Origin of the sequence: Streptomyces sp. NPDC100445, assembly GCF_044759735.1 — a bacterium.
Lineage (GTDB): Bacteria > Actinomycetota > Actinomycetes > Streptomycetales > Streptomycetaceae > Streptomyces.
Window position 1 is genome coordinate 107,271 of the sequence record NZ_JBIVZV010000015.1, and the last position, 17,055, is coordinate 124,325.

Below are 17,055 nucleotides of genomic sequence, written 5' to 3' on the forward strand. Positions count from 1 at the left end.
CATCCGCACGCCGGCGCCTCGGGCGGACGCACCGGGCGCACCCGAGCGACCCCGCGCCAAGGGGCGAAGGAGCAGCCGAGAATGAGACGTTCAGCCGCAGTACGGCTCTACGCGGCCGGTGCCGCCGTGGCGCTCGCCACCGCGACCGGAGCTGTCATGTCCACGACATCAGCGTCGGCGGTGACCGTCGGCGCGACGGGTTTCGCCGGCCAGAACGGCGGCACCACCGGCGGCGCGGGCGGTGCCACCGTACGGGCCACCACTGGTACCGCCATCCACGCGGCCCTGTGCAACCGGGCGAGCAGCGACACCCCCCTCATCATCGAGGTCGAGGGGACCATCGACCACGGGAACACCGCCAAGGTGTCCGGCCCGGGCTGCGACACCGCCGACGGGGTGATCGAGCTGAAGCGGGTCCGCAACGTGACGCTGGTCGGCGTCGGCAGCGGGGCGGTCTTCGACCAGGTGGGCATCCACATCCGGGAGTCCAGCAACATCATCGTCCAGAACGTGACGGTGAGGAACGTCAGGAAGTCGGGCTCGCCCACCTCCAACGGCGGCGACGCCATCGGCATGGAGAGCGATGTCCGCAACGTCTGGGTGGACCACACGACACTGGTGGCGTCCGGGGGCGAGGACGAGGGGTACGACAGCCTGTTCGACCTGAAGGACAACACCCAGTACGTGACGCTGTCCTACAGCGTCCTGCGCGACTCCGGGCGGGGCGGACTCGTGGGGTCGAGCGACACCCAGCTCACCAACGGCTACATCACCTACCACCACAACCTGTACGAGAACATCGACTCCCGCACCCCGCTGCTGCGCGGCGGCACCGCCCACATCTACAACAACTACTACCGGAACCTGAAGAAGTCCGGCATCAACTCCCGTGCCGGCGCCCACGCGAGAGTGGACGACAACTACTTCCAGGACTCCAAGGACGTCCTGGGCACCTTCTACACGGACGCCGCCGGCCACTGGCAGGTCGACGGCAACATCTTCGACGACGTGACCTGGTCCGCGCCCGGCACGGAGAACCACCCCGCCGGCCCGAATCCGACGTCGGACTCGACCGTCACCGTCCCGTACTCCTACCGCCCGGACGACGCGGCGTGCGTCCCGTCGATCGTGACGCGGACGGCCGGCGCCGGCACCGGACTGAAGGTGTCGGACGGCAACTGCTCGGCACAGACACCCACCCCGGCGCCGACCACGCCCACCCCCACGCCGACCACGGGGCCGACGCAGCCCGGTTCCACCAACCTCAGCCTCGGCGCCGGTGCCGACGGCTCCGGCAAGGCGGACGGGACGAGCTACGGCAACGTCCGCGACGGTGACATGAGCACCTACTGGTCGCCCGCCGGCCCGACGGGCTCCGTCTCCGTCAAGTGGGCGACCGCGACCACGGTGTCCCGGATCGGCATCCGGGAGGCGTCCGGCGCCACGGGCGCCGTCCGCTCCTGGCGGGTCCTCGACGGGGACACCGGCGCGACCCTGGCCTCGGGCGACGGGGCGGGGACCACGACGGTTCCCCGGACCGCCCTCAAGAAGATCACTTTCGAGATCACCGGCTCCAGCGGTGTCCCGAGGATCGCCGAGTTCGAGACCTACGCCGGGTGAGGCACCGCGCGCCGGCCCGGCTCAGCCGCCGGGGTGACAGCACGAACCCTGCCGCATCCGGCGCGCCACGTCGAGCCACGTACCGGTCCCGGGGGGCGGGTGGGCGGTGGTCCCCCGGGCTCGGACGAGATCGGACTGGCGGTGGACGATGCCCTCGCGCAGGACCAGCGGGGTGTGGACCAGGCGGCTGAAGTCGGTGAAGGGGTCGCCGTCGACGGCGGTGAGATCGGCGCTCTTCCCCGGTTCGACGGTGCCGAGTTCGCGGTCGAGCCCGAACAGCCGGGCCGGGGCGGAGGTGGCGCGGTGCAGCGCCTCGGCGGGGCTGAAGCCGTGGGCGTGCAGGGCGCGCAGGCCCAGGTGCAGGGAGAGGCCGACCGGGACGAGGGGCGCGTCGGTGCCCAGGGCGAGGAGGGCGCCGGAGGAGGCGAGCCGGCGGTAGTCGGCGACCTCGGTGGCCAGCGCCTGCCGCTGCCGGTCGGTGGGCGGGGTGGCGGCGCGCTCGCGGACCGCCGCCACGTCCCAGGGCGGCATGAGGGTGAGCACGCGGGGGTCGTCGGCCAGGGCCGGGTCGGCACCCAGGAGGCACTGGGCCGTGAACGGGGTCATGATCATGGCGAAGCTGCCGTCGGCGTACTGCTGGACCAGATCCTGGTGGACACCGCCCGTGGGATCGGTGGCATGGCCGTGCGGCAGCCGCTGGGTCGCCTGGAGATGGGTCGTCAGGTCCTGCCCGGCGGCGCGGCCCGGCGCGCACAGGTGGCTGCCGCAGGGGACACCGAGGCGGTGCGCGACCTCGGCCGCGTACGCCATCACCTCGCCGGAGGCCCGGACGTAGGTCTTCACGAAGTCGACGTCCAGCGCGGTGGCCCGCGCCAGGGTGCGCCGCACCCCGGCGGCGGTCCGGTGGGCGCGGCCCATGGCGTACGCGGTGCGCGCGCCGTCGATCAGTTCGGCGCAGGCGAGCAGGCGCGGACCGGTGCTGCGCCCGGAGGCGAGGGACTCCCGCAGCCGGACGGCCTCGTAGAGCGACGCGCCCAGACAGGCGGTGGTGGTGATGCCGTAGGCGAGGGCGGTGAGGCTGTGCCGGGCCCCGTACGTGGCGCTGTAGGGATGGGTGTGGCTGTCGAACAGGCCGGGCAGGACGGTGTACCCGGAGGCGTCGACCGTCCGGTGGCCGGGGCGGCGGGGGCGGTGGGGTTCGACGGCGGTGATCCGCCGGCCGTCGACGAGGATGTCGACGTCCTGGCGCGGGGCGGTGCCGGTGGCGTCCCAGAGCTGGCCGGCGTGGACGCGCAGCCGCTCTCGGTTGCCGGCCCGGCGGTGGGTGAGCGGTACGGGCAGGGTGCGGGGCCCGGACGGGGCGTGGCCGGTGGCGAGGCCGACGAGACGGAGCCGGCCCGAGGACAGATAGAGCAGGGTGTTCGTCTCCCGCGCCCAGCTGGGGTGGTCGGCGGGCTCGTCGGTGAGGCGGCGGGCGGGACCGGCCGGGGCGCCGTCGGGAGTGACGGGCAGCAGCCACAGCGCCGACTCGGCGACCAGCGCCAGGTGGCGGCCGTCGGGCGACCACACCGGTCCGGCGGCGGCGCGGTCGGACAGGGACTGGTGGGCGGCGGGCAGGTGGCGCCGCTCGGTACCGGTGCGGGTGTCGAGCACACGGATGAGGTGGTAGCCCTCGCGGAAGCGGTGGTTGAGCCGGTTGCGGTCGCAGAACGCGACGTACCGGCCGTCGGGCGACCACGTCGGGGCGCCCGGTGGGCCGTCCGCGGCCAGCGGCCGCGCCAGCAGCCGCTCGTGACCGCTCGTCAGGTCACGCAGCAGCAGGTTGCCGGTGACGTCCTGGCAGGCGAGGCGCGAGCCGTCCGGGGACAGCGCCGGATGCAGCCGGCCGGGGCCGGTGACCGACTCGTCCCGGCCGGTGCCCAGGTGCAGCCGGCGTACCGCCGTCAGGCCGTCCCGGTCGGTGCAGTACAGCAGGCTCCGCCCGTCTGGTGCCCAGGCGGGCATGTGCAGGTGGTGGACGGCGGCGGCTCGCAGCAGTTCCCGGGGGGTGCCGTCGAGGGGCATCAGCCACAGCGCGTTCAGCGCCACGAAGGCCACCCGGCCGCCGTCCGGGGACAGGGCGGGCAGGTGGATGCCGCGCACCGGGACCGGGGTCTGTGTCGCGGGCGGCCTGGGACGCCGGCGAGGGCGTGGGACGGGCATGTCCGCGGTGAAGGGCACCTCCCGCACCGAGCCCGGTGCGCCGAGGGTGCGCAGCCGCAGCCGGCCGTCGGCCACCTGGAGGATCCGGTCGTCGCCGAGCCAGCACGGCGGGGCCGCCGCCAGGTCCTCGTCGTCGGTCACGACCCGGCCGTCGACCAGCAGCGCCGACCGCGCGGCCGGCAGGGACGGGGAGCCGGAGGTGCCGGTCAGGTGGAGGCAGGCGACCCGGCCCGACGGCGAAACCGACGGACACAACAGCCGCCCCTCCGCCACCCGGTGCAGCACCTGCGCACGGCCACCGCCGGCCGGCACCCGGACCAGCGTCAGCCCGCCGTCGTCACCCCCGTCGGGCGTGTGGGCGGCCCGCACGCACACCACCGACCGTCCGTCCGGCCACCACACCGGGTCCAGGTCCTCGAACGCCCCGCCGGTCAGCCGGACGATCCGGCCGCCGTCCGCGTCGGCGGTGCACAGCCCGAACGAGGCGCCGGTCACGGGGTCTCCCCCGCGCTCCGAGGAGAAGAGGAGGCGCGTGCCGTCGGGCGACCACGCCACACCGCGGTCGTCCCACGGCCCGTCGGTCACCCGCCGCGGTTCCGCGCCGTCGGTCCTCAGCGTCCACAGGTGGAAGCCGCCGCCCCGATAGCCGACCACCGCCAGTCTCCTGCCGTCCGGTGACAGTGCCGGGCGGGTGGCCTCCAGGTCCCAGTCCGTGATCCGCGTCGCCGCCCCGCCCCGTGGGGGCACGCGCCACAGCACACCCTGGATCTCGGCGATCAGCACGGACCCGTCCCGCGAGCAGGTGACCGACCCGCCGGTCGACTCCCGGTACCTCAGGGTCGTGTCCGCCACGACGCCGGACGGGACCGCCCCCGCGGACACGGGTACGGCGGCCGTCGTCAGCCCGGCGGCGGACACCTGGAGGAGGCTGCGGCGGCTGACGGAACCCTGGTCTGTCATCGTCGCCCCTCACCGCGGCATCCACTCGACCCACCGCCGCGCGGACCGGGTCGCGGCCGACTCCCCCATAGTGTCCGCCCCCGCCCCCGCACGCCGACCGCCACACCGACCCCCACCCGGAAGGGCGACACGGCCACCCGGCCACGGGCCGGTCGCGCCGGCCGTGGGACGGGCTAGTGAGCCCAGGGCGGTGTGAGGGTGCTGCCGTCGGCCAGTTCGGCGGTGAGTCCGACGCGTGTGGTGACCCACATGTGGGCGGGCCGGTCGGTGCTGTTGGCGACCGCCAGTTCGGAGCCTGCGCGTGCCACCGCCGCGTCACCTGCCCGGAGTTCGGCGCTCTCACCGTCGATGGTGAACCGGAGGCGACCGGAGAGGACGTAGAAGGTCTCCTCATCGCTGATCGTGTGGGTCGGCCCGACCATCGCGGCCGGCATCTCGACGCGCCAGGCGGCGAGGTCCCGGCTGCCGGTGCCCGGGCGGACGTACGAGACGAAACGGCCACCGTGGATCTCGTGGACAACGGCCTCGTCACTGCGGATGAACGGCATGCTCACACCCCTATCTAGACAAGAAGCTTGTCTAGATAGACAAGCAGCCTGACGAGTTATAGTCAAGGTCATGGACGACGCCCTGGCTTTCTCCGCACTCGTGCTGGCACTCTCCGGACAGCTGGTGCAGGCGATCCACACCGACGTGTCGCAGCAGGGATTCGGGGACCTACGACCCGCACACGGCTTCGCCTTCGCCCGCATCTCGGCGGGCGGCGCCACCACTGCCGACCTGGCCGAGCATCTCGGGGTGACCAAGCAGGCCGCGGCTCAACTGGTCGAGGAGCTGGTGCGAAAGGGTTATGTGGTGCGGCTTCCACACCCGCACGACGCCCGCGCCCGCCTCCTGGGGCTGACCGAGACCGGCTGGGCCGCCACGCGCGCCGCCGACCGAGCGGCCCGGGCCGCCGTCGCACCCTGGCGTGAGGTACTGGGCGAGGCGCGCTTCAGCGAACTCGTGGCCGACCTGACACTCCTGGCGCCGCCGGGGCCGATCCGCCCCGCCTGGTGAGCCGATGACCACCGCCCCGAAGACCACCGGCCGTGGATGCGTGGGCCGGTGGGCCTTCCCGGTCGGCGCACTGGAGCGGCGTTCACGCCCCCGAACGATCGAAAGGGGCCCCGAAGGACCCCTCTGACCTGCTTCTTCACCGTCGGGACGACAGGATTTGAACCTGCGACCCCTTGACCCCCAGTCAAGTGCGCTACCAAGCTGCGCCACGTCCCGGCGCGGTCCTACGCGGAGCGTTCCGCGTGATCACGCAAGTCAACCCTACCGCACCGGCACGGGTGCGCGGGCCGCGTCGGGGCCGGTCGCCGGGGTGGCCGGCGCGCCGGTCATTTGATGAGCGCGTTGGCCAGCACCACGATCATCCCGAGGAGCGCGTCGACCAGCCCGGTGAGGACGGCGGCCGGCCAGCCGCGGGACGACCAGCGGGCGGTGACGAGGCCCAGCCCGAAGAGGATGACGACGTTGAGGACGAACACCGCGTACTCGACGCCGTTCGCCGGCCACCACCGCCAGTAGGCGCCCGCGAGCAGGAAGGCCGTGGGCAGCACCGCCGCGACGAGCGGCCATTCGTCGCGCACGGCGAGCAGGACGTCCCGGCGGCGGTGCGGGCCGCGCTCGGCGACGTAGTGGGCGTAGCCGTGGGCGAGGGCGGAGGCGAGCGCGGTCACCACCACCCAGGCGGCGTCGTACCCGCGGGCGGCGGCGGAGGTGTGCCCGTACTGGGTGAGTGCCGCGACCATGGAACTGGCGAGGACGGCGCCGTACACCCCGCCGAACAGGATGATCTCGCGGGTGTCGTGGTGCCGGGGCGGCGGTGTGCCGGTCGCCGTGGAGTCGGACATGCCCTCCACGGTCGCCCGCGCTCGCACCGCCCGCCACTCAACCGGGCGACGAAGTGTCCTCCCACCAGGCCCGATGCCCCACACACTGTCGACGGCGGCGCGGTCCGCGTCCGGGCTAGGGTCGGCCGCATGACGCACAGCTTCGCGCTCCACATCCCCGACGCCGACCTGGTGCCCGAGCCTCTCGACCCGGAGCAGATCGTCTCCGGTGGTCCGGAGGTGACCGGGAAGGTGGTCCAGGAGTCGCCGGACGGCCGGCGGATCCACGGCATCTGGCAGATCACCCCCGGCGTGGTCACCGACACGGAGGCGGACGAGGTGTTCGTCGTGATCAGCGGCTCGGCGACGATCGAGGTCGAGGACGGGCCGGTGCTGCGGGTGGGGCCCGACGACATGGCGGTGCTCCGTGCGGGTGACCGGACGACGTGGACCGTGCACGAGACGCTCCGCAAGGCCTACGTGATCGACCTCTGAGCACGCCCGGCCCCCCGGTGCCCCGGGCCGCGCGGGCGGAGGGGGCGACCGGTGCCAGGAGTCAGGGGTCAGGGGTCAGGAAGGGGCTGTCGATCAACCGCAGTAGCGGATCAGCCACTCGTCCGGGTTGTAGGTGTCCCGCGCGGGGTCCGGCGTCGTGGCCGGCTTCGTCTCCACCGTCTCCTCCGGGCGTATCCGCTCGGGCAGGGTGCCGAAGCGGTCGCGGCGCAGGGTGGCCGGGTCGGCCGCCTCGGCGGTGTCCTGGGGCGTCGTGTCCCGGGGCGTCGTGCGAGGTTCCGTACGGTGTTTCATCTCGTCCTCCCGTCTGCGCGGGCGTCCCCCGTCGTGCGCAACGCCCGCGTGACCGGGTTGGTTCCCGGGCGCTCCCCGGCCGAATCCACTGGGGTACCGAAGGAACCGGCCGCGGCCACCGGCGCGCCCCGGGCCGGCCCCCCCCTACACCCCGGGGCGCTCTCAGGCCCCGCAGGACCGCAGAAAGCGCCGGGTGCGCGTCGCGATCGGCAGCGGCGCGTCCGGCTCGCACGGATACATGTCCTGCTCGACGATGGCGAAGAGGTCCACGCCGAGCTTCTGCGCGGCCTCCAGCACCGGCCCCAGTTCCGGTACGCCGGACGGTGGTTCGCACATCACCCCGCGTGCCACGGCCGGCCCGAACGGCACCCCGCCGGCGACCACTTCGGCGAGGACGTCCGGGTCGACCTGCTTGAGGTGCAGGTAGCCGATGCGTTCGCCGTACGTCTCGATGAGCCGCACGCTGTCGCCGCCGCAGTAGGCGTAATGCCCGGTGTCCAGGCAGAGGTCGACCAGGTCGCCGTCGGTGGAGTCCAGGAAGCGCTCGACGTGGGCCTCGGTGTCGATGTGGGTGTCGGCGTGCGGGTGCACCACGATGTCCAGGCCGTACTCCTCCCTGACCCGACGGCCGAGGCGTTCCATGCCCCCGGTCAGGTGGGCCCACTGTGCGGGGGTCAGCTCGGGGGGTTCGAGGATCTCGGCGGTCCTGTCGTCGCGCCAGAAGGACGGGATCACCACCAGGTGCCGGGCGCCCGCCGCCCGGGTGAGCGCGGCGACCTGGCTGACGTGGGCCCAGGTCTCCTCCCAGACGGCCGGCCCGCGGTGCAGCCCGGTGAAGACCGTGCCCGCGGAGACCTTCAGGCCGCGCCGCGCCACTTCGTCCGTCAACCGCGCCGGATCCGTGGGGAGGTAGCCGTAGGGGCCGAGTTCGATCCACTCGTAGCCGGCCTCGCCGACCTCGTCGAGGAAGCGTTCCCAGGGGACCTGCCGGGGGTCGTCGGGGAACCAGACGCCCCAGGAGTCGGGGGCGGAGCCGACCCGGATGCGGTCCAGCGGGGTGGGACGTTCCATGTCAGGGGTTCCTTCCGGGGTGGTCGTCACGGGTGCGCCCGAACCGCCGTCGTCGGGCGGCCCCCGCACTTCGGCACCGCGCACCCGGGCCATGGCCATGTCGAGCGGGAAGGGCGGTCCTTCTTGCCTGCACCTCACCGTGCCTGCCTGCGTGCGTGCGACGGGGAACGGACGCTGTTGCGCCGGGACGGGATACAAGCCTCTGCCGGGTCCGCTGTCAATACTTTGTCAGGACATCATTTCACGCACCGGTGCGAAGGCAAGGACATGTGCGGGACCCCTTGTGGAGCGGCGCCGGCGCTGCTGGGATGCGGGGCACACGAACACCGCCGGCCCGGAGGTCTCCTGTGCTGCGAGTGAGGGTTCCACGAGGAGGAGCGCGGCGGGTGCTGGCGGTGAGCGCGGTCGTCGCCGCGCTGCTCGTCCCGGCCCCCGCCCGGGCGCGCTCCGGGGACACCGGGCGGGACGTGCCCGCGCTCACCGACCGGCAGGGGCGGGTCCTCACCCTGCGGGGCTGGAACATCGAGGACAAGACGCACCGCGGTGACCAGGCGTTGACCGGCATCACCGAACGGCACCTGAGCGACCTGCGGGCCCGGGGCTTCGACTTCGCCCGGCTGTTGGTCCTCTGGGACGACCTGGAGCCCGAGCCGGGCCGGTACAGCCGCACCTACCTGCGCAGGATCGGACGAATTCTGGACTGGGCCGGGCGCCACGGCGTGAAGGTCGTCCTCGACGCCCACCAAGACGTGTTCGGCCCCGCCTTCGGCCACCGCGGCATCCCCGAGTGGGCGACCCGGACCGACGGACTGCCCTTCACCGCCCACCCGGACGACTGGTTCGCCGAGTACTTCGAGCCCGCCGTGCAGCGCGCCTTCACCCATCTCTACGAGGACGCCGACCTGCGCCGCGCCCAGGCCGGGATGTGGCGGACCCTCGCCCGCCGCTTCGCCCGCCACCCCGCCCTGCTCGGCTACGACCTCCTCAACGAGCCGATGGGTGAACAGCGCCCGGGCGAGGACCAGGTGACGGCCGCCGGCCGGATCGAGCGCGAGCAGCTCACGCCGATGTACGACCGGCTGGCCCGCGCGGTCCGTTCGGCCGACCGGCGCTCCTGGCTGTTCGTCGAGCCCACCCCGGTGGTGGGCGAGGGCGTCCCGACCGGCCTCGGCCGCGTCGCGGACCCCCGGGTCGTGTACGCGCCGCACTTCTACGACACCGCCATGGAGGCGGGCGCCGACTACGACCCCGGGGCGGGCTGGATCGAGGCGTACGAGCGGGCCGTCACCGCCTACCCCGAGCGGTACCGGGTCCCCGTCGTGGTCGGCGAGTGGGGTCCGCCCGACAGCACCCTGCCGAACATGGGCCGCTTCTACCGGGACGCGATGGCCTCCCTGAGCCGCTACACCGCCGGCTGGGCGGGCTACGTGTGGTGCTACGGCGGCGGGTACTGCGCCCTCGACGGCTCCGGCGCCTTCCGCCCCCACAAGGAGCTGACCGCCGAGCCGTACGCGGAGGCCGTCGCGGGCACGGTCGGCTCCGCCGCGTACGACGCCGGGCAGGGCGTGTACCGGCTCACCTACCGCGCGGCACGCCGCGGCTCCGCACCGACCGTGCTGTCCCTGCCGCCGGGCTCCTGGCGGATCGGGGCCGACGGCGGCACGGCCGTCGTGCGCGGGACGGCCGGCCGGGCGTGGGTGCGGGCCGTCCCGGGCAGCCGGGTGACCGTGACCGTCACGCGCGGCTGACGGCCGGGGCCGTGGCCCGCACCCCGTCGGGCGGGCCATGGGGCGGTGGCGGTCAGGCCGCGGCGTGCGGCTCCGGTACCGACCGGCCGGCCGCGTCCTCGGCGAAGTGCGCGTGGAACCGGCGGCGGTGGTCCACGTGACGTGCCGCGCCGGTCAGGGTGACCGTCGCGGTCAGCCGGACGTCGCTGCTGGATGCCGCCAGACGCAGGCTCAGCTCGCCGGGTTCGACCACCCGCCGCCCGTCGCGGCCCGTGAAGGAGGCCAGGTCGGCCGGGACGGTCACGCGCAGCCGGCGGGTCTCGCCCGGGGCGAGCGGGACCCGGGTGTACCCGATGAGCCGCTGCACCGGCTGGACCACGGAGGCGACCGGGTCGTGCAGGTACAGCTGGACGGTCTCGGTGCCGGGCCGCTCCCCCGTGTTGCGCACCGTGAGGCCGAGGACGAACTCGCCGGCGGTGTCCGCCTCCGCCCGCTCGACCGTCAGGCCGCCGAACTCGAAGGAGGTGTAGGACAGTCCGTGCCCGAAGGCGAAGGCCGGGGAGGGGTCGATGCTGGAGACGTCGCCGGCCTGGGCGAGCCGGGCGCCGAGGTAGGTGGCGGGCTGGCCGCCCGTAGCGCGGGGCACGCCGACCGGCAGCCGTCCGGACGGATCGGTGCGGCCGCTGAGGACACCGGCGATGGCGGTGGTGCCCTCCGCGCCGGGAAAGAAGGACTGCACGAGCGCGGCGGCCTCGTCCACGGCGCGGCCGAGGGCGTAGGGCCGGCCGGCGAGCAGGACCGCCACGACCGGTGTGCCGCTGTCCAGCAGCGCGTCGAGCAGTTGCTGCTGGGCGCCGGGCAGGACCAGGGACTCGGCGTCGCAGCCCTCGCCGCTGGTGCCCCGGCCGAACAGCCCGGCGCGGTCGCCCAGGGCGACGACGGCCACGTCGGCCGCGCGCGCGGCGCGGACGGCGCCGGGGATCCCGGAGACGTCACCGTCGTCGACGCCGGTGCCCCGGGCCACGGTGAGCTCCGCGCCGGGGAACTCGCGGCGCAGGGCGTCCTCCAAGGTGGGCAGGTCGATGCCGGCCGGTGTCCCCGGGTGGTGCACGCCGACGTGCTGGGGGAAGGAGTAGCAGCCCAGTACGGCCGTGGGCTCGGTGGCGTTGGGGCCGATCAGGGCGATGCGGCGGGGCCGGTCCAGGGGCAGGGTGCCGTCGTTGGCCAGCAGGACGACGGCCTGTTCGGCGACGGCGCGGGCCAGTTCCCGGTTCTCGGCGGTGTCCAGGGCGACGCTGCCGCGCAACGCGTCCGGGTCGTCGAGGTCGGCGCCCCGCAGGGCGGCCGGGACTGGGTCCCAGCCGGCGTCGAGCAGGCCGAGGCGGGCCTTCTGGGTGAGCACCCGGCGCAGGGCGCGGTCGATGAGCGACTCCGGGATCCGGCCCGCGGCGACGGCTTCGGCGAGGGGCGCGCCGAACGTCTTGACGGTGGGCAGCTCCACGTCGACGCCCGCCCGCAGCGCCGTCGCCGCCGCCTCGGCCCAGTCGCCGGCGACGCCGTGCAGGGTCCGGAGGAAGGCGATGCCGAAGTAGTCGGCGACGACCGTGCCGTCGAAGCCCCAGGTGTCGCGCAGCAGCCCGGTGAGGAGGTCCTCGTCGGCCGCGGAGGGCATGCCGTCGGTGTCGGTGTAGGCGTGCATGACGGAGTCGGCGCCGCCCTCGCGCACGGCCATCTCGAACGGCGGCAGGACGACGTCCGCCCGCTCGCGCGGACCCATGCCGACGGGGGCGAGGTTGCGGCCGGCGCGGGAGGCCGAGTAGCCGGCGAAGTGCTTCAGGGTGGCGACGACGCCCGCGGACCGCAGCCCTTGGACGTAGGCGGTGCCGATGCTGCCGACCAGGTAGGGGTCCTCGCCGATGGTCTCCTCCACGCGGCCCCAGCGGGCGTCGCGGACCACGTCGAGGACGGGCGCGAGGCCCTGGTGGACGCCGACGGAGCGCATGTCGCGGCCGATGGCGGCGGCCATCCGGCGGATCAGGCCGGGGTCGAAGGTGGCGCCCCAGGACAGCGGGACGGGGTAGGCGGTGGCGCCCCAGGTGGCGAAGCCGGCCAGGCACTCCTCGTGCGCCAGGGCGGGGATGCCGAACCGGTTGGCGGCGGTGATCCGCCGCTGGGTGCGCGCCAGGGAGAGCGCGCCGAGGGCCGGGTCGACGGGTGCCGTGCCGAAGGGGCGGGTGAGCTGGCCCAGACCGGCCGGCAGGAGGGCGTCGAGGTCGACCGCGTCGTCCATGTCGTTCTGGTGCGGGGCGACTTCGGCGCCCTCGTCGGACGCGCCGACCCACACGCCGTACAGCTGGGCGATCTTCTCCTCGACGGTCATCGCGGCGATCAGCGCGGACACCCGGGCGCCGGTGTCCTGGGCCGGGTCGTTCCAGAGGGGGACTTCGGGGGTGGTCTCTACGGCCACGTTGGCGGTCACTTTCCTCCCATGCCCATCAGGCCCTGGACGAGGGCCCGGCGGGCGAACAGGTAGACGAGCAGGACGGGCACCATGGACAGCGTCACGGCGCCCAGCAGACCGGGGATGTCGATGCCGTGTTCGGTCTGGAAGTTGTACAGACCCAGCGTGATCACCTTGGTGGAGTCGGACTGGGTCAGGACGAGCGGGAACAGGAAGCCGTTCCACGCCTGGAGCGCGGAGAACACCACGATCGTGGAGAGCCCGCCGCGCGAGAGCGGGACGACGAGCTGGAAGAACATCCGCACGGGGCTCGCCCCGTCCATCGTCATGGCCTCGAACAGCTCGGGGCTGATGTCCCGCATGGCGCCGCTGAGGATGAGGGCCGACATCGGCAGGCAGAACGCGGCGGTGGGCAGGATGATCCCGAGCAGGTTGTCATACAGGCCGGCCTCGCTGATCAGGTAGAACATCGGGACGATGACGGCCTGGGCGGGGATGGCGAGGCCCAGCAGGAACAGCCGGAAGATCTGCGAGGTGACGCGGCCCCGGCTGCGGACGATGGCGTACGCCAGGGGCGGCACGAGCAGCAGGACCACGCCGACGACGCAGACGGTGACGACGACGGTGTTGAGGAAGTACCGGCCGAAGCCGGAGTCGAAGGCGCCGGTGTAGTTGTCCAGGGTGAGGTCGCGCGGGAGGGAGAGGGGGCCATGCTCGGCGTAGTCCTCGCGGGTGCGCAGGGTGGCGGCGAGCATCACGTAGAGCGGCAGGCCCACCAGGACGAGCCAGACGAGCGAGCCGGCGCCGGCCGGGTAGTTGGGGCGGCTCCTCATGACACTCCCTCCATGGAGCTGCGCATCTTGTCGTAGCCGGAGACGCGGACGACGATCAGCGAGACGACCGTGGCGGCCAGGACCAGGCAGAGGGCGATGGCCGAACCGGCGCCGAAGTCGAAGCCCTTGAAGGCCTTCTGATACATGTAGTAGGCGCTGATGGTGGTGTCGGTGCCCGGTCCGCCCTGGGTGAGGATGAGCACGGTCTCGAAGGTGGTCAGCCCGCCGACGATCATCAGGATCATCGAGGTGATCACCGAGGTGCGCAGCTGCGGCAGGGTGATGTGGAAGAACCGCCGGTAGCGGCCCGCGCCGTCGATCGCCGCCGCCTGGTACAGCACCTGCGGGACGGCACGGGCGGCGCCCTGGTAGATCAGCGTGTGGAACGGGGTGAACTGCCAGGTGCTGACGAAGGCCAGCACGCCGATGGCCGAGGACTGCTCACCGAACAGGTTGCCGTCGCCGAACAGCCACGTCATCCGCGCGGGGATGCCGAAGTTGGGGTCGAGCAGCGCGCGCCAGAGCACCGACACCGCGGTCGACGACAGCAGCAGCGGGACGAAGTAGATCGCCGAGAGGAGGGCGCGGTTGCGCTGGTGTCCGGCGGCCCAGACGCCGAGCACGATGCTCAGCGGGGTCTGGAGGGCCACGCCGAGGGCGGTGAGCAGCAGGGTGAGCCAGATGCTCTTGACCATGACGGGGTCGTCGAGGATGCGCCGCCAGTTGTCGGTCCCGACGAACCGCGGTGAGCCCAGGCCGTTCCAGCTCATGAAGGACAGCACCGCCACCATGATCAGCGGCAGGATGGCGAAGCAGGTGAAGAACAGGGTGGCGGGCAGGGCCCAGAGGAAGCCGGGGCGCGTGCCCCGGGCGGTGTAGGGGGTCTCCGCCCGCCGCCGGGCCTTTCCGGGGGCCGGGGCGGCGGGCGGGGCGCTGGTGGTCTGTGTGGTCATGGGCGGTTCACTCGGCCGGGAGGGCCTGCATGGCCTTGATGAAGCCGTCGGTGTCGAGCTGCCCGTCGAAGAACTGCTGGACGGCCTGGTGGATGGGTGTCATGGCCGACGGCGGGTAGGCCTGGTCCCACGAGAGCTGGAAGGACTTGGCCTTGGCGACGAGGCCGTACTGGAAGCGGGAGTAGGCGGGGCTGGCCGATGTGCCCAGGAACCGCGGGGTGTTCGTGGTGGTCGGCAGGTTGCCTATGGCCAGCTGGGCCTTGACGAACTGGTCGGAGTACATCAGCTTCAGGAACCGGGCGACCGCGTCGGGGTGCTTGGTCTTCTTCAGCACCGAGTAGAAGTTGTTGGTGTTGCCGACGACGTCGGACGGGTCGCCCTTGCCGCCGGGGACGGCCGGGAACGCGGTGTAGCCGAGACCGTCGGCGGCGAAGTCCTTGGCGTCCTGCTGCTGTTGCGCGTAGTACCAGGAGCCCATCAGCTCGAAGCCGGCCTTGCCCTGGGCCACCAGTGCGGGCGAGGCGCCGTTGGTGTACTTCACGGAGTCGTAGTTCTTGCCGAAGGCGCCGGCGTCGACGAGCTGCCGGAGCATGCCGAGCGCCTTGCGGCTGTCCGCGCTTGCCCAGGCGTCCTTGTCGCCGTCCAGAGCCTTCTGGAACAGTCCCGGACCGGCGACGCGGTCGTAGACGTACTCGAACCACATCAGCGTCGGCCACTGGTCGCCGCCGCCGAGGGCGATGGGGGTGACACCCCGGGACTTGAGCTTCGCGACGGCGTCGACCAGCTGGTTCCAGGTCTGGGGCCGTGCCACGCCGGCCTTGTCGAGGACGTCCTTGTTGTGGAAGAGCAGGACCGGCTGGGTGCCGCGCATCGGGATGCCGTAGGGCTTGCCGTCGACGACGGCGCTGTTGTAGACGGCGGGCAGGAACTTGTCGTCCAGGTTCGGGTCCTTCTTCACGAAGTCGTCCAGCGGCATGAGCAGCCCGGCCTTGACGAACGGCTGGATGCTGCCGCCACCCCAGTTGAAGAAGACGTCCGGCGCCTGCGGGGTGTTGATGATCGTCTGGAGCTTCTGCTGGTAGTCGGCGCCGGGAATGGTGTCGAGGACGGCTTTGACGTCGGACGTCCGGTTGAAGGTGTCGACGATCCGCTTCTCCACCTTGTTGCTGGCGTCCCCGTAGACCAGCACGTGGATCCTGCCGTCGTCCGAGGAGCCTCCCCCGCTGTTCCCGCAGGCGGCGAGGCTCGCCACCAGAGCGAGCGTCGCGCCGCCGGTGAGCACCCGGGGCATCCGTGTACGCATGGTCGTCCGCCTTTCGAAAGTTTCGACACCAAAGCCGAAAGTCCTGCGGCTGGACAGTAGGAGCAGAGCGGAGAATCGGTCAACGGTCGTGCACGCACGCGGCCAAACCGTTATCCGGCGCCATGCCCTATGCTGCGGCCATGGGCGAAGAAGACGAGGTCGGCCGGAGAGTGACCCTGGCAGCCGTGGCCAGGGAGGCCGGAGTCTCCCTTCCGACAGTTTCGAAAGTCCTCAACGGTCGTTCGGATGTCTCCCCCGCGACCCGGGACAAGGTCGAGCGCCTCCTCGACGCCCACGGCTACCGCCGGCGCACCCCGGGCCCCCCGCCGGCGCCGCTCATCGAGATCGTCTTCCACGAGCTGGAGAGCGTGTGGGCGATGGAGCTGATCCGGGGCGTGGAGAACGTCGCCCAGCGCAGCGGCGCGACCGTCGCGCTCACCGAGAGCGGCACCCGGCAGGCGCCCGGACCCGAGTGGATCGAGGGGGTGCTGCGCCGCCGGCCCCTGGGGGTGCTGCTGGTGTTCTCCACCGTGCCGGAGGCCGTGAAGCGGCGGCTGCGGTCCCGGGCCATCCCGTTCGTCGTCGTGGACCCGGCCGGCGATCCCGACCCCGACGTGCCCTCCGTCGGCTCGGCCAACTGGGCCGGCGGCCTGGCCGCCACCCGTCACCTCACCGACCAGGGACACGAACGCGTCGCCATCATCACCGGCCCGGAGGACCTGATGTGCTCGCTGGCCCGGCTGGACGGGTACCGCTCGGCCCTGGCCATGGCCGGACTGGAACCGGACCCCCGGCTGGTGCGCTTCGGCGACTTCCACGTCCAGGGCGGCTACGAACACGCCCTGGACCTGCTGCGCCGCCCGGACCGCCCCACCGCGATCTTCGCCGGCAGCGACCTACAGGCCCTGGGCGTCCTGGAGGCCGCCCGGATCCTGGGCCTGAGCGTGCCGCGGGAGCTGTCGGTGGTCGGGTACGACGACGTACCCCCGGCCCGCTGGTCGAGCCCGCCGCTCACCACCGTGCAGCAGCCGCTGCGGCGCATGGCCGAGGAGGCGGCGCGGATGCTGCTGCGGCCCGCAGACCCCCACAAGGCCGCCCTGCGCATCGAACTGGCCACGCGTCTGGTGGTGCGGCAGAGCACCGCCGCGCCGCCCCCGCCCGGCTGAACGGGCACGCCGGGAGGGGCGCGGACCCGACCGGTGCGCGGGAGACAGGCGTGGTTCGCGTGTCGGCGGGGA

The 17,055-nt window shown here is 73.1% G+C and carries 14 protein-coding genes and 1 tRNA gene; 5 read left to right on the forward strand and 10 right to left on the reverse strand.

All coding sequences use genetic code 11. The features are described from left to right. The first annotated feature begins 81 nt into the window (after positions 1-81). Complete coding sequence (locus ACIQVT_RS30485; RefSeq protein WP_403761275.1) at positions 82-1,620, forward strand: polysaccharide lyase family 1 protein; 1,539 nt, start codon at positions 82-84, stop codon at positions 1,618-1,620. A 21-nt stretch (positions 1,621-1,641) separates the two neighbouring features. Here ACIQVT_RS30485 and ACIQVT_RS30490 read toward each other — a convergent pair whose 3' ends face one another. Then, entirely contained in the window at positions 1,642-4,782 is a 3,141-nt protein-coding gene (locus ACIQVT_RS30490; protein ID WP_403761277.1) for an amidohydrolase family protein, read from the reverse strand. Positions 4,783-4,955: 173 nt separating this feature from the next. Next, positions 4,956-5,330: a cupin domain-containing protein gene (locus ACIQVT_RS30495; RefSeq protein ID WP_403761280.1), complete on the reverse strand. Its 375-nt coding sequence runs from the start codon at positions 5,328-5,330 to the stop codon at positions 4,956-4,958. Between the two features lie 70 nt (positions 5,331-5,400). On the opposite strand from ACIQVT_RS30495, the gene ACIQVT_RS30500 reads away from it, so the two are divergent. Beyond that, positions 5,401-5,841 carry a MarR family winged helix-turn-helix transcriptional regulator gene (locus tag ACIQVT_RS30500; RefSeq protein WP_403761283.1) on the forward strand — a complete coding sequence of 147 codons (441 nt, stop codon included), beginning with the start codon at positions 5,401-5,403 and terminating at the stop codon, positions 5,839-5,841. 142 nt (positions 5,842-5,983) lie between these two features. Here the strand turns inward: ACIQVT_RS30500 and ACIQVT_RS30505 are convergent. Beyond that, positions 5,984-6,057: transfer RNA gene (locus ACIQVT_RS30505), tRNA-Pro, on the reverse strand. 110 nt (positions 6,058-6,167) lie between these two features. Continuing rightward, positions 6,168-6,683, reverse strand: a complete 516-nt coding sequence (locus ACIQVT_RS30510; protein WP_403761286.1) for a hypothetical protein — start codon at positions 6,681-6,683, stop codon at positions 6,168-6,170. 129 nt (positions 6,684-6,812) lie between these two features. On the opposite strand from ACIQVT_RS30510, the gene ACIQVT_RS30515 reads away from it, so the two are divergent. Beyond that, the gene (locus ACIQVT_RS30515; protein ID WP_403761289.1) at positions 6,813-7,157 is read left to right on the forward strand and encodes a cupin domain-containing protein; all 345 of its coding nucleotides are present in this window, start codon (positions 6,813-6,815) and stop codon (positions 7,155-7,157) included. 93 nt (positions 7,158-7,250) lie between these two features. On the opposite strand, the gene ACIQVT_RS30520 is transcribed toward ACIQVT_RS30515, so the two are convergent. Beyond that, positions 7,251-7,469 (reverse strand): hypothetical protein, encoded by a 219-nt coding sequence (locus ACIQVT_RS30520; protein ID WP_403761292.1) that lies wholly within the window; start codon positions 7,467-7,469, stop codon positions 7,251-7,253. 162 nt (positions 7,470-7,631) lie between these two features. Further along, a complete protein-coding gene (locus ACIQVT_RS30525; RefSeq protein WP_403761295.1) occupies positions 7,632-8,540 on the reverse strand; it encodes a sugar phosphate isomerase/epimerase family protein in 909 nt (302 codons plus the stop codon). 308 nt (positions 8,541-8,848) lie between these two features. On the opposite strand from ACIQVT_RS30525, the gene ACIQVT_RS30530 reads away from it, so the two are divergent. Next, positions 8,849-10,288 carry a cellulase family glycosylhydrolase gene (locus ACIQVT_RS30530; protein WP_403761298.1) on the forward strand — a complete coding sequence of 480 codons (1,440 nt, stop codon included), beginning with the start codon at positions 8,849-8,851 and terminating at the stop codon, positions 10,286-10,288. 52 nt (positions 10,289-10,340) lie between these two features. On the opposite strand, the gene ACIQVT_RS30535 is transcribed toward ACIQVT_RS30530, so the two are convergent. The 4 genes from ACIQVT_RS30535 to ACIQVT_RS30550 are packed head-to-tail and all read right to left on the reverse strand — an operon-like array spanning position 10,341 to position 15,805. Beyond that, positions 10,341-12,746 (reverse strand): beta-glucosidase, encoded by a 2,406-nt coding sequence (locus ACIQVT_RS30535; RefSeq protein WP_403761301.1) that lies wholly within the window; start codon positions 12,744-12,746, stop codon positions 10,341-10,343. Then, positions 12,743-13,561, reverse strand: a complete 819-nt coding sequence (locus tag ACIQVT_RS30540) for a carbohydrate ABC transporter permease (RefSeq protein WP_403761305.1) — start codon at positions 13,559-13,561, stop codon at positions 12,743-12,745. Before ACIQVT_RS30540 ends, ACIQVT_RS30535 begins: the two co-directional genes overlap by 4 nt. Continuing rightward, positions 13,558-14,514 (reverse strand): carbohydrate ABC transporter permease, encoded by a 957-nt coding sequence (locus tag ACIQVT_RS30545; RefSeq protein ID WP_403761307.1) that lies wholly within the window; start codon positions 14,512-14,514, stop codon positions 13,558-13,560. The genes ACIQVT_RS30540 and ACIQVT_RS30545 overlap by 4 nt, the downstream gene beginning before the upstream one ends. A 7-nt stretch (positions 14,515-14,521) precedes the next feature. After that, entirely contained in the window at positions 14,522-15,805 is a 1,284-nt protein-coding gene (locus ACIQVT_RS30550) for an ABC transporter substrate-binding protein (RefSeq protein WP_403761674.1), read from the reverse strand. A 152-nt stretch (positions 15,806-15,957) separates the two neighbouring features. Here ACIQVT_RS30550 and ACIQVT_RS30555 point away from each other — a divergent pair, with 152 nt between their 5' ends. Next, positions 15,958-16,983: a LacI family DNA-binding transcriptional regulator gene (locus ACIQVT_RS30555; protein WP_403761311.1), complete on the forward strand. Its 1,026-nt coding sequence runs from the start codon at positions 15,958-15,960 to the stop codon at positions 16,981-16,983. Positions 16,984-17,055: the final 72 nt, after the last annotated feature.